Here is a 12,529-nt window from a genome sequence, read left to right on the forward strand (position 1 = left end):
CCTGACCGGTGGGGCTGTTCTCGTCCCGACCGAACGAGCGACACACCACGACGAGCGGAGGAACCGTGAACGACGACGCGGTGGCCCTGCTCGCGTGCCCACACTGCGGGTCTGACCTCGAGGCGGACGATCTCGACTCGGGAGCGGCCGCTCTGCTGTGCGACCGCGGGCACACGTTCGACGTCGCGCGCCAGGGATACGTCAGCCTGCTCGCCGGGTCCGGCGGCAAGATCGTCGGCGACTCCGCCGAGATGGTCGCGGCGCGCGCCGAATTCCTCGACCGCGGGCACTACGACACGCTCATGGACGCCGTGGCCGATTCCGTCGGGGACCGGCGCCGCGTGCTCGACGTCGGAGTGGGCACCGGGCACTACCTCGCCCGCGTGCTGGACGCGGGCGTCCCCGATGCCGTCGGCGTCGGTCTCGACGTGTCCAAGGCCGCCGCACGCCGCGCCGCACGATCGCACCCGCGAGCGTCCGCGGTGGTCGCCGACGTCTGGCAGAGCATCCCGGTCCGCTCCGGCGTGATCGACGCCGCCCTGTCGGTGTTCTCGCCGCGCAACGCGGAGGAGCTCGCGCGCGTGCTCGCACCCGACGGGGTGTTGGTGGTGCTCACTCCCACCGAGCGCCATCTCGTCGAGCTCGTCGACGATCTCGGTCTGGTCCGGGTGGACGAGAACAAGACGCAGAGGTTGGGCGACACGCTCGGTGGCCGGTTCGAGCGGGTGCGCCGGGTCCCGATCACCTACTCGACCACGTTCACGCGGGACGAGATCGTCGACGTCGTGAGCATGGGGCCGTCGGCGCGCCACATCCCGGCGGCCGACCTGCGCGCGCGGGTCGACGAGATGCCGCCCGCGCGCGCGGTCACCGTGTCGGTGACCCTCGGCGTCTACGCGCGAGCCGCGGCGTAGACGTCCATCGTCTGTGCCGCGATCGACTCCCAGGAGAACTCGGCCACGGCGCGCTCACGACCGGCGACACCCTGCCGCGCTGCTCGACTCTCGTCGGCTACGAGGTCGTTGACCGCGGCGGCCAGGTCCGCCTCGAACGTGGCGGTGTCCGCGGCGTCGTAGTGCACGAGGGCTCCGGTGCGGCCGTCGGCCACGACCTCGGGAATGCCGCCCACGTCGGAGGCGACGACGGCCGTCTCGCAGGCCATCGCCTCCAGGTTGACGATGCCGAGTGGCTCGTACACCGACGGACACACGAACACGGCGGCCGCCGAGAGGATCTGACGGATCTGTTCGGTCGGCAGCATCTCACGGACCCAGAACACGTTGCCGCGGCTCTCGGACAGGGCGGTGACGGCGCGCTCGGTCTCGGCCGCGATCTCCGGGGTGTCGGGCGCACCGGCACACAGCACCAGCTGAATGGACGGGTCGAACGAGTGGGCCGCGGCGATGAGGTGCCCCACGCCCTTCTGCCGGGTGATGCGGCCGACGAACGCGACGATGGGGGCGTCGGTGCGCACGCCGATCGACTCGAGCGCGGACGGGGCGCCCTCCGCGGGGCCGCCGGCGTGCCACACCTCGGTGTCGATGCCGTTGCGCACCACGTGAACTCGATCCGGATCGATGCGCGGGTAGCAGTCCAGCACGTCGGATCTCATGCCGTCGCTGACCGCGATGACGGCGTCGGCGTACTCCATGGCGTTGCGCTCGGACCACGACGAGATGCGGTAGCCGCCGCCCAGCTGCTCGGCCTTCCATGGTCGGCGCGGTTCCAGCGAGTGCGCGGTGAGCACGTGCGGGATCCCGTACAGCTCGGCGGCGAGATGGCCGGCGAGCCCGGTGTACCAGGTGTGCGAGTGCACCACGTCGGCCTCGCCGGCGGCGTTCGCCATCCGCAGCCCCGTGGAGAGCGTCGTCAACGCCGGGTTCGCATCGGCCAGGGCCGGGTCCGGGGAGTGCACGACGGCGGTGTCGCGCGGCGCGCCGATGCAGTGCACGTCGACCTCGCACAGTGCGCGGAGACGGTCGACCAGCTGCGTCACGTGAACGCCCGCGCCGCCGTAGATCTCGGGGGGATATTCCTTCGTCATCATCGCCACTCGCATGAGAGGAACGTAACGCGTCGGTGTGCATTCGGCCTATACGTAGCGATTGCTCGTCACAACCGGATAGGTTGGCTGTTGTGAGGACCCAGCCGCATGTACTCGGAATCGTGCTCGCCGGAGGTGAGGGCAAACGCCTGTATCCGATGACAGCCGATCGCGCGAAGCCCGCGGTCCCGTTCGGTGGTGCGTACCGCCTGATCGACTTCGTGCTGAGCAATCTCGTCAATGCCGGCTATCTGCGGTTGTGTGTTCTGACTCAGTACAAGTCGCACTCGCTCGACCGGCACATCTCCCAGACCTGGCGGCTGTCGGGGTTCGCGGGTGAGTACATCACCCCAGTACCCGCGCAGCAGCGGCTCGGGCCCCGCTGGTACACCGGCAGTGCCGACGCCATCTTCCAGTCGATGAACCTCGTGTACGACGAGGATCCCGAGTACATCGTCGTGTTCGGTGCGGACCACGTGTACCGCATGGACCCCGAGCAGATGGTGCAGCAGCACATCGATTCCGGTGCCGGTGTCACGGTGGCCGGCATCCGCGTACCGCGCGCCGAGGCAACGGCATTCGGCTGCATCGACAGCGACGCCTCGGGCAACATCACCGAGTTCCTCGAGAAGCCGGCGGACCCGCCCGGAACGCCGGACGACCCCACCATGACGTTCGCGTCGATGGGCAACTACGTCTTCACCACCAAGGTGCTCGTCGATGCCATCCGTGCCGACGCCGAGGACTCGGACTCCGATCACGACATGGGCGGCAACATCATTCCCGCGCTCGTCGCGGCCGGGAAGGCGTCGGTCTACGACTTCAAGGACAACGTCGTCCCCGGTGCGACCGAGCGGGACAAGGGCTACTGGCGCGACGTCGGCACCCTGGACGCGTTCTACGACGCGCACATGGACCTGGTGTCGGTGCACCCGATCTTCAACCTGTACAACAAGCGATGGCCGATCCGCGGCGCCGCGGACAACCTGCCGCCCGCCAAGTTCGTGCAGGGTGGTCTGGCGCAGGAGTCGATCGTCGGAGCGGGTTCGATCCTGTCCGGCGCGACGGTGCGCAACTCGGTGCTGAGCTCGTCGGTGATCATCGACGCGGGCGCCACCGTGGAGGGCAGCGTCATCATGCCCGGAGTGCGCATCGGTCGTAATGCGGTCGTCCGCAACGCCATCCTGGACAAGAACGTGGTGGTGAACGACGGCGAGATCATCGGCGTCGACCGCGAGCGGGACAGCGAGCGGTTCAACGTGAGTGCCAACGGCGTGGTCGCCGTCGGCAAGGGTGTCTGGATCTAGGTCACTCCGGCACGCGCGAGGCGCACAGCAGGCCGTCGCCGAGGGGAAGGACGACCGCCGTCAGGCTGTCGTTCTCCGCGATGGCGCGGGCGGCCGCGCGAACGGCGACGGTGGCCTCGTCGCGTGACGAGGCGTCCGCGACACGTCCACCCAGCAACGCGTTGTGCAGGATCAGGGCGCCACCGGGGCGGAGCATCCGCACGCCCTCCGTCACGAATCCGACGTGGTCGCGCGGCGTCGCGTCGACGAACACCAGATCGTAGGACGCGTCGGCCAGGCGGGGGAGGACGTCGAGGGCGCGGCCGTTGATCAACCGGGTCCGCGACGCTCCGATGCCGCCGGAACGGAACGCCTCCTTGGCGGCGCGCTGATGCTCCGGTTCGGTGTCGATGGTGGTGAGGACCCCGTCGGGCCGCATCCCGTCCAGCAGCCACAGCCCGCTGACGCCGGCGCCGGTTCCGACCTCCACCACCGTGCGGGCTCCGGACAACTGCGCGACCATGCTGAGCACGGCTCCGACGGACGCCGGTATCGGCGCGGCGCCCAGATCCACGGCGCGCTCGCGCGCGGCCTGCAGGATCTCGTCCTCCACGACGGAGGCTTCGGCGTAGTGCAGCATCTTGGCGGCGTCGGCAGTCACGAAGGGACCCTAACCCGCCCACGAACTCCTCGCGTCCAGACTCTCAGCCCACACTCAGCCTTCTCACACGGGTCGCACACCTGCCCGCGACATAGTTTCCCTACGCGGGTTCGTCGGATCGTCCTCACGCTTCGGTCGCGCCGAACACGGGTAACACCACATCGCACGTCGATACCACGCCGCGATGATCGCCCGAGTAGGAGGATTGAACGATCCACATGATCACCAGCCCGCGCGAACACGCTGCCCTCACCTCCCCGACCTCCCGCCCCGCCGCCGAGTCGGACCAGGCCGCCGCGGACAGTTCCGAGGAACTGTCCGGCACCGCGGTGTTCGACGCGACCGGGGACGCGACGTCGATGCCGTCCTGGGACGAGCTCGTCCGGGAGCACGGTGACCGCGTCTACCGCCTCGCCTACCGGCTGTCCGGCAACGCGCAGGATGCCGAGGACCTCACACAGGACACCTTCATCCGCGTGTTCCGCTCGCTGCAGAACTACCAGCCCGGCACCTTCGAGGGCTGGTTGCACCGCATCACGACGAACCTGTTCCTGGACATGGTGCGCCGCCGCAACCGCATCCGGATGGAGGCGCTGCCGGAGGACTACGACCGGGTGCCGTCCGACACCCCCGACCCCGAGCAGATCTACCACGATGCGCGTCTCGACCCGGATCTCCAGGCGGCCCTCGACTCGTTGGCTCCCGAGTTCCGTGCAGCAATCGTGCTGTGCGACATCGAGGGTCTGTCCTACGAGGAGATCGGCGCGACCCTGGGGGTCAAGCTCGGCACCGTGCGAAGCCGTATCCATCGTGGCCGCCAGGCGCTGCGCGACCACCTCGCCGCCAGTCGGCGTACCCGCGAGTCGCTGACCTCGGCCGAGTAGCCGCCGACGCGAGTACCGTTCTGTGGGGGACGGAGTGCGGGCCGGGAACTTCCGGCCGGTGCCGTGCGTTTCACCCCGGGACGATCCGCACATCGGCACGGCATGAAGTGGAGGCAGCATGACTCGGTTTCGTGATCCTCGGCAGTTCAGCCCCACCGACCACCTCGCCAGTGAGGCGGTGGCCGCCTATGTCGACGGCGAACTGCGCATGAACGCCTATCTGCGCGCCGCGCGACACGTGTCGGAGTGCGCTTCGTGTGCCGCCGAGGTCGAGGCACAGCAGCAGGCCCGTGTCGCTCTCCAGGGCTCGCCGGAGATGTCCATGCCATCCTCACTACTGGGTCTCCTGCACCAGATCCCGCACTGCACATCTCCCGAACCCGGCCGATCCGAACCCGGCATCGGCTCCGGCCTGCGTCATGGTCTGGGGTCGGTCGTCGGGTCACGTTTCCGGCGCCGGTAGCGTGCAGAGGTGACTCCAGCCGACGAGTACCGACCGGACCCCACGGCTTCTTCGGCGGACGGGGGAGCACCCGACGACGATGCGCCGCGGCTTCCTCCGCGTCCGCTCTACCGGCCCACCATCGACGCGCACGTGGTGCGGGCGTTCGGTCGCCCCCACGGCATCCGCGATTCCTTCGGTGACGCGCAGACCCGGCGGCGGGACAGCTCGTCGATCCGCGTCGCGGCGCCCGATCCCGTCCTCACCGAGGCCTTCGGTCGGCCGCCCGGCGTCACCGAATCTCTGGTGCGCGAGCCCGAGGCCCCCGAGGTCGAGCAGGAGCCCGAACCCCAGAACCCGTGGCGCGTGCCCTCGTCGGCTGTCACGACGGTCTCGCCCGCGCTCGACGAACCGGAACCCGCGCCGCTGACGCCCGGCACGAGACTGGGTGCGCGGGAAGTTCTGTTCGGTCGCCGAGTATCCGCCGGCGCTCTCGCCTCCCTCGCCGGTGTCGCGCTGGTCATCGGCCTCCTCGGCGGCGTCGTCGGCAGTGTCGCCGCCGATCTCGGCGGCTCGCTGACCAGCTCGCGCGTGACCCTGGAACAGGGCGGCAGCGAACTCCCGCAGGGCCAGGTGGCCCGCGTCGCCGAAGCCGTCCTGCCGTCCGTGGTGTCGGTCCAGGAGACGTTCGGCGGCAACGCCGGTACCGGTTCGGGCGTCGTCATCGACGGAGCCGGTTACATCGTCACCAACAATCACGTGATCTCGATGGCCGCGACCAACCCGGGCGCGACACTCAACGTGACGTTCTCCGACGGCACCAAGGTGCCCGCGCAGATCGTCGGCCGGGACACCAAGACCGATCTCGCCGTGCTCAAGACCGACGTCGCGGACCTCAGCGTCGCCCAGCTCGGCCGCTCGTCGGACGTGGCGGTCGGCGACGACGTCGTCGCCGTCGGATCACCACTGGGACTGAGCAAGACGGTCACGCGCGGCATCGTCAGTGCGCTCGATCGTCCCGTGCGACTGTCCGGGGAGGGCACGGACACCGACGCCGTCATCGATGCGGTTCAGACCGACGCGGCGATCAACCCCGGCAACTCCGGTGGTCCCCTCATCGACGCCGAGGGCCGCGTCATCGGCATCAACTCCGCGATCCGCAGTGAGAGCGGGGGATCGGTGGGACTGGGCTTCGCCATCCCCATCGACGACGTCACCGAGGTCGTACAGTCCCTCATCCGGACCGGCGCGATGAATCATCCGGACATCGGCGTGAACGCGCGGTCGGTGATCAACGACGCGCTCAGTGGCGCTCAGATCGCCAACGTCACCGCCGGCGGCCCCGCACAGCAGGCGGGCATCGCGGAGGGCGACGTGATCGTCCGAGTCGGCGACCGCACCGTCTCCGGTGCCGACGAGCTGACGGTCGCAGTGCAGGAACAGGAGATCGGTCGGCCCGTGCAGGTACAACTAGTCCGCTCGGGGCGGACCGTCGACGTGACGGTCACTCCGGTGTCGGATGCGTAAGGTGTAGACGTGTTCTCGAACATCGGCTGGGGCGAGATGATGGTTCTTCTCGTCGCCGCACTCGTCATCCTCGGTCCCGAGCGTCTGCCCGGGGCCATCACGTGGACCACCCGCTCGCTCCGACAGGTTCGGGACTACGCCAGTGGCGCGAGCCAGCAGCTCAAGGACGAGCTGGGCACGGACTTCGACGACCTGCGCAAGCCTCTGGCCGACCTGAACCAGCTCCGCGGCATGACCCCTCGCGCGGTCATCACGAAGCACCTTCTCGACGGCGACGATTCGATCTTCACGGGAAAATTCGACGAGAAGCCTCAGTCCGGGACACAGTCGTCGACACCGCAGTCGGGTACGCCGAACATGACCAAGTCCACCGGGTCGGCGCCGCTGCCGACCGGGGACCGTCCCCCGATCGACCCCGACGCGACCTGAGTTCTCCCGGACGCTTACAGATGCCGGGTGGTGTCGATGCCCAGGCTCATGCCGGCGAGGCCGCGACTGCGGACCGACAGCTTCTCGGCCACCTCGATCAAGGCCTTGGCCGCGGGTGACTCCGGATCGCTGAGCACGATCGGCACGCCCGAGTCGCCGCCCTCACGGACCGCGGTGTCGAGGGGGATCTGACCCAGCAGGGGAACCTTCGCGCCGACCGCGGTGGTGAGTCGCTCGGACACCGCCTGGCCTCCGCCGGAACCGAAGATGTCCATGCGCGAGCCGTCCGGCAGCTCGAGCCACGACATGTTCTCGACCACACCGACCACGCGCTGACGCGTCTGCAGGGCAATGGCGCCGGCACGTTCCGCGACCTCGGCCGCGGCCTGCTGCGGAGTGGTCACGACGAGGATCTCGGCACCGGGGATCAACTGGGCGACCGAGATGGCGACGTCGCCGGTACCCGGCGGCAGATCCAGCAGCAGGATGTCCAGGTCGCCCCAGAACACGTCGGCGAGGAACTGCTGCAGGGCGCGGTGCAGCATGGGACCGCGCCAGACGACGGGCGTGTTGCCCTGGGTGAACTGGGCGATCGAGATCATCTTCACGTCGTGCGCGACCGGCGGCATGATCATGCGCTCGACCTGCGTAGGGCGGGCGTCGGTACCGAGCATGCGGGGCACCGAGTGGCCGTAGATGTCGGCGTCGAGAACGCCCACCGACAGTCCCTTGGCAGCCATCGCGGCGGCCAGGTTGACGGTGACCGACGACTTGCCGACACCGCCCTTCCCGGACGCCACCGCGTAGACGCGGGTGAGTGAGCCGGGCTGAGCGAACGGGATGACCGGCTCGGCGGAGTCGCCGCGCAGCGACTTGCGCAGCTCGGTGCGCTGCTCGTCGTTCATGACGTCGAGTTCGACGCGGATCTCGCCGACCCCGGCGACGTCGGCCACGGCTTTGCGCACGCGGTCGGAGATCTCCGTCTTCATCGGGCACCCGGCAGTGGTGAGGTAGATGCCGACGTCCACGGATCCGTCGTCACCGAGGGCGACACTCTTGACCATGCCGAGTTCGGTGATGGGCTTGCGGATCTCGGGATCGTTCACGCGCGCGAGGGCGCTGCGAACATCCGACTCGGTGGCTACGGGCATCTCTCCATGGTATGCGGTACCGCGTCAGTGAATTCGGGGCAGGTCCGCTTCGGAGGGGGCGATGCCGGTGGAGTAGGCGACCGACCACGCCACCACGTTCGCCACGTAGGCCATCGAGTTGTTGTAGCGCAGGATCGCCTGCGTGGCCTGGATCGGATCCGCCATGTTCAGGCCGCCGTCGCACAGGTACTTCCCGGTGGTGGCGGCGCTGTCGAACAGGTTCTGCGGGTCGGCCCTGCCGTCGCCGTTACCGTCCGTGGCGTAGTGCTTCCACGTCGCCGGCAGGAACTGCATCGGTCCCACTGCGCGGTCGTACGTCGCGTTGCCGTCGAGCTCGCCGCCGTCGGTGTCCATGATCACGTTGTTACCGGCGAGGCTGCCGTCCAGGACCGGTCCGAGGATGGGCTCGAACAGCGTCCCGTCGGCACCCGCCTTGCCGTCGTTGGCGTGGGTGGACTCGACTCGGCCGATACCCGCGAGGAGGGCCCAGTTCATCGAGCACCCGGGGGTGGTCTGCGCCAGCAGGGTCTCGGCGTTCCGGTAGGCGGCGACGTTGATACCCGGGACGCCCAGCGGGCCGGCCGCGAGCGACTCGGGCAGCGCCGGCGCGGGAGCGGCCTCCGGCGCGGGCGGTGCCACGGGCTCGGGCGCGGACTGCGTGGTGGGTGCGGGCGCGACGTCGACTGCCGGGACCACGTCGGCGGGCTCGAGGGCGGACTCGCTGGCGGTGGTGTGCGTCCGGAGAAAGGGGATGTCCGCGCTGGCGCCGTAGCCGCTGGCCACGGTGATCGCCCCCGCGGGGATCAGACCGGTCAACGCGATGACCGTGTTCCGTCGCAGTGTGGAAGACGATCGTTTGCGGTGCCGACCCACGGATACACAACCTCCTCGCCCCCGCGAGACTCGTGATCCGCGACGACTGTTCCCGCCCCGTTCCGGGACTCTTCCGACCTTTGCTGTCGGAGCGAGGCTACCTGATCCGTTGCCGATCCGTTACCGGCCCGTGATGTGGGCCACGAGCGGTCACGGCGTCGTGACGGATGTGTCCTGCACAGGTGGGGCGGGTGGTGTCAGTGGTGCGGGAGGGCACAGGAGGCACGGGATCGTGGGGAGTTCGATGACCGGGAGCGGCGGCAACCCGGGGATGCCGAACGCCGGCGGGGGCGTTGTCGTCGCCGGCGTGAGTGACGTGTCCGGCATCGCGGTGGTCGGCGCTGTCGTCGGGGCCGTGGTCGTCGGATCCGTGACCTCGCCGCCGGCGGCGGCTGCCGCGGCGACGGCCAACGCGTCCGCAGGGGAGGGGGCCGCCTCGCCGATCCGGCCGACCACGGGTGTGCCGCCGCCGGAGTACGCCGCAGACCAGGCCAGCACGTTGGCGGTGTAGGCCGCCGAATTGTTGTAGCGCATGACGGCGGTGGTCGCCTGGGCCGGATTCGTCATGTCCAGCCCGCCCGAGCACAGGTATTTGCCGGCGGCGAGTGCGGCGTCGAACACGTTGTTCGGATCGGTCGTGCCGTCGCCGTTGCCGTCGGCGGCGTACCCGGCCCAGGTGGCGGGGATGAACTGCATCGGCCCGACCGCACGGTCGTGCCCCGCGTCCCCGTCGAGCGCGCCGCCGTCGGTGTCGGAGATGACCGCGTCCGCAGCCGATCGTCCGTCGAGCACCGGGCCCAGCACGGACGTGATCGTGGTGCCGGCGGCATCGGTGCGGCCGCCGCCCGCGTGTCCGGACTCGATGCGCCCGATGGCGGCGAGCAGGTGCCACGGCAGGTGACAGCCCGGCGTCGAGGCGGCGAGCTGGGCCTCGGCGGAGCGGTAGGCCTGCAGGACGAGCTCGGGGATGCCGAGCGCGCCGACGAGAACTGCCGTCAGGGGCGCGGCTGCGGCGGCCGGCGCACCGGCGGGCGCGGCCGCGGCAGGCTTCGGAGACCGGAACGCGACCGGTTGCCGCTCGTCGGGCTCGACCAGGCCGACCGCGCGCTCACGTGGTGGGAGTGTCGGCGCCGCAACCGATTCGGCGGCCGCCATCGCCACCGAACTGTGGGCGGAACTCGGCGTCACCGAGCCGGCGGCCAGTGTGACCGCGCTGAGGAGAAGAAGAGAGGCACTCAGTGCACCTCCGAGTCGAGAGTCCCGACCGACGCGCATACGACAAACCCCCACGGAACTCGTCTGCGCACTCACCGAGACCCGACGCGCAGTGTGACCGAGGTTACCGTTGCGTGTCCTCGCTGTGGTCGAAACGAGTTGTTTCCGGATCGGTGGGGGTGGCAGGGGTGAACGAGGGGGTGTCCTCGTCGACCGGCTTCTTGCGAGACTTCTTGCGCGCCTTCTGTTCCTCGGCCGCAGCCTGCGCGGGATCGAGCAGTGCCGCGCGCAGGTCGTCCAGTTCGCGACGGAGGTAGTCACGCGTGGCGACCTCGCCCACCGCGATCCGGAGTGCGGCGAGCTCGCGAGCGAGAAACTCGGTGTCCGCCTTGGTCTGCGCCGCGCGGGAGCGATCCTCCTCGAGAGACACCCGGTCGCGGTCGTCCTGGCGGTTCTGGGCGAGCAGGATCAGCGGGGCCGCGTACGCGGCCTGCGTCGAGAACGCGAGATTGAGCAGGATGAAGGGGTACGGGTCCCACTGCAGGCTCACGGCGAAGACGTTGAGCAGAATCCAGACGATGACGATGCCCGTCTGGATCGCCAGGTACCGTCCGGTGCCGAGGAAACGCGCGACGTTCTCGCCGGTCCGGCCGACCGAGTCGACGTCGAAGTCGAGCTTGAACCGCCGGGATCCGCGTGGAGTGTCGAGGCGCTGTCTGGCGGTCGCCGCCGACTTCTCACTCATGTCCCACGTGCTCCTGTTCGCGCCAGTCGTCGGGAAGTAGGTGGTCCAGGACGTCGTCCACGGTCACAGCGCCGATGAGATGCTCCTCCGCGTCCACGACCGGCCCGCAGACCAGGTTGTACGCCGCGAAGTATCGCGTGACGGCGGCGAGACTGTCGTCCGGGGAGAGCGTGGACAGTGTCGTGTCGATCACGCCGCCGACCAGACTGGCCGGCGGTTCGCGCAGCAACTGTTGGAGATGCACGCAGCCGAGGTAACGGCCCGTGGGCGTGGCCGTCGGCGGTCGCACGACGAAGACGAGTGATGCGAGGGCGGGTGTGAGGTCGGGGTTGCGCGCGCGAGCCAGCGCCTCGGCGACCGTCGCGGACGCGCTCAGGACCACCGGTTCGGGTGTCATCAGACCACCCGCGGTGTCGGGGGAGTGTTCGAGGAGTCGGCGCACCGGCTCGGAGTCCTGCGGATCCATCAGGCGCAGCAGGGATTCGGCCTCCGGCTCCGGCAACTCGCCGAGCAGGTCGGCCGCGTCGTCCGGATCCATGGCCTCGAGCACGTCGGCCGCGCGCGCGGGGGCGAGCGCCTGCACGAGATCGATCTGATCGTCGTCGGGCATCTCCTGGATGACGTCCGCGAGGCGCTGGTCGTCCAGGGCGAAGGCGACCTCGAGTCGCCGCTTCTCCGGAAGGTCGCGGATGGCGTCGGCCACGTCGGCGGGACGGAGTCCCTCGAACTGGGCGAGAAGCTGGGACACACCCTGACCCGGCAGGGACAGATCGGACCAGGTGAGGCCCTGCACGTTCTGCCAGTCGAGCACGTGGATGCTGCCGCGGCGACCCAGCCGGGTGCGGTGGGGGCGCACGGCGACGCGCGCGATGACCCAGTCCCGCGTGCGTGTCTGCTCGATGCCCAGGTCGACGACGACGCAGTCCACGCCGTGCAGATCCTCGGCATCCGGGTCGTCGGTGCGGACTCGCGAGTCCAGGACCTGGGCCAGTGCCAGCACCTCGCCCGGTCGCTGGACGAAGCGGCGCATACTGACGTTGCCGGTGGTCAGCGTCACCGACGTGGGCTCGACGGCCGTCACGCGCAGCATCGGGACGAAGATCTTGCGCCGGGTGGCGAGGTCGACCACGAGGCCGAGAACCCGGGGCTGCTGGCGGCCCACGCGCACGGTCACGACGATGTCGCGGACGCGGCCGATGCTCTCACCGTCGGGTCCGAGCACCACGAGGCCCGCGAGCCTGGCGGCGAACACCTTGTTCACTGCTGCCATGG

Annotated in this window: 13 protein-coding genes; 6 read left to right on the top strand and 7 right to left on the bottom strand. The window is 69.7% G+C overall.

Annotation, left to right across the window (positions count from 1 at the left end; translation table 11 throughout):
* The first annotated feature begins 65 nt into the window (after positions 1–65).
* A complete protein-coding gene (locus HQ325_RS08260) occupies positions 66–914 on the top strand; it encodes a methyltransferase domain-containing protein (RefSeq protein WP_222627971.1) in 849 nt (282 codons plus the stop codon).
* On the opposite strand, the gene glgA is transcribed toward HQ325_RS08260, so the two are convergent.
* The gene (gene glgA, locus HQ325_RS08265; protein WP_222627973.1) at positions 893–2,059 is read right to left on the bottom strand and encodes a glycogen synthase; all 1,167 of its coding nucleotides are present in this window, start codon (positions 2,057–2,059) and stop codon (positions 893–895) included. The genes HQ325_RS08260 and glgA overlap by 22 nt on opposite strands.
* A 77-nt stretch (positions 2,060–2,136) precedes the next feature.
* Between glgA and glgC the strand changes: the two genes are divergently transcribed.
* A complete protein-coding gene (gene glgC, locus HQ325_RS08270) occupies positions 2,137–3,351 on the top strand; it encodes a glucose-1-phosphate adenylyltransferase (protein WP_222627975.1) in 1,215 nt (404 codons plus the stop codon).
* Between the two features lies 1 nt (position 3,352).
* On the opposite strand, the gene HQ325_RS08275 is transcribed toward glgC, so the two are convergent.
* A complete protein-coding gene (locus tag HQ325_RS08275) occupies positions 3,353–3,970 on the bottom strand; it encodes an O-methyltransferase (RefSeq protein ID WP_027503859.1) in 618 nt (205 codons plus the stop codon).
* A gap of 239 nt (positions 3,971–4,209) precedes the next feature.
* On the opposite strand from HQ325_RS08275, the gene sigE reads away from it, so the two are divergent.
* The 4 genes from sigE to tatB all read left to right on the top strand — a co-directional run bounded on the left by sigE (position 4,210) and on the right by tatB (position 7,273).
* The gene (sigE, locus tag HQ325_RS08280; RefSeq protein ID WP_222627977.1) at positions 4,210–4,875 is read left to right on the top strand and encodes an RNA polymerase sigma factor SigE; all 666 of its coding nucleotides are present in this window, start codon (positions 4,210–4,212) and stop codon (positions 4,873–4,875) included.
* A gap of 118 nt (positions 4,876–4,993) precedes the next feature.
* On the top strand, positions 4,994–5,338 hold the full coding sequence (locus HQ325_RS08285; protein ID WP_222627979.1) for a hypothetical protein: 345 nt from the start codon (positions 4,994–4,996) through the stop codon (positions 5,336–5,338).
* Positions 5,339–5,347: 9 nt separating this feature from the next.
* On the top strand, positions 5,348–6,844 hold the full coding sequence (locus HQ325_RS08290; protein ID WP_222627981.1) for a trypsin-like peptidase domain-containing protein: 1,497 nt from the start codon (positions 5,348–5,350) through the stop codon (positions 6,842–6,844).
* Between the two features lie 9 nt (positions 6,845–6,853).
* Entirely contained in the window at positions 6,854–7,273 is a 420-nt protein-coding gene (gene tatB, locus HQ325_RS08295; RefSeq protein WP_222627983.1) for a Sec-independent protein translocase protein TatB, read from the top strand.
* A 14-nt stretch (positions 7,274–7,287) separates the two neighbouring features.
* Here tatB and HQ325_RS08300 read toward each other — a convergent pair whose 3' ends face one another.
* The 5 genes from HQ325_RS08300 to HQ325_RS08320 form a co-directional block, all read right to left on the bottom strand.
* Positions 7,288–8,424, bottom strand: a complete 1,137-nt coding sequence (locus HQ325_RS08300) for an Mrp/NBP35 family ATP-binding protein (RefSeq protein WP_222627985.1) — start codon at positions 8,422–8,424, stop codon at positions 7,288–7,290.
* A 24-nt stretch (positions 8,425–8,448) separates the two neighbouring features.
* Positions 8,449–9,297: a lytic murein transglycosylase gene (locus HQ325_RS08305; protein ID WP_222627987.1), complete on the bottom strand. Its 849-nt coding sequence runs from the start codon at positions 9,295–9,297 to the stop codon at positions 8,449–8,451.
* A 150-nt stretch (positions 9,298–9,447) separates the two neighbouring features.
* Positions 9,448–10,485 carry a lytic murein transglycosylase gene (locus tag HQ325_RS08310; protein ID WP_308014311.1) on the bottom strand — a complete coding sequence of 346 codons (1,038 nt, stop codon included), beginning with the start codon at positions 10,483–10,485 and terminating at the stop codon, positions 9,448–9,450.
* A gap of 151 nt (positions 10,486–10,636) precedes the next feature.
* The gene (locus HQ325_RS08315) at positions 10,637–11,257 is read right to left on the bottom strand and encodes a DUF1003 domain-containing protein (protein ID WP_222627991.1); all 621 of its coding nucleotides are present in this window, start codon (positions 11,255–11,257) and stop codon (positions 10,637–10,639) included.
* Positions 11,250–12,527, bottom strand: coding sequence for a magnesium transporter MgtE N-terminal domain-containing protein (locus tag HQ325_RS08320; RefSeq protein WP_027503853.1), 1,278 nt, complete (start codon positions 12,525–12,527; stop codon positions 11,250–11,252). The genes HQ325_RS08315 and HQ325_RS08320 overlap by 8 nt, the downstream gene beginning before the upstream one ends.
* Positions 12,528–12,529 lie beyond the last annotated feature (2 nt).

The organism is Rhodococcus sp. BP-349, assembly GCF_019835845.1.
Taxonomy (GTDB): Bacteria; Actinomycetota; Actinomycetes; order Mycobacteriales; family Mycobacteriaceae; genus Rhodococcoides.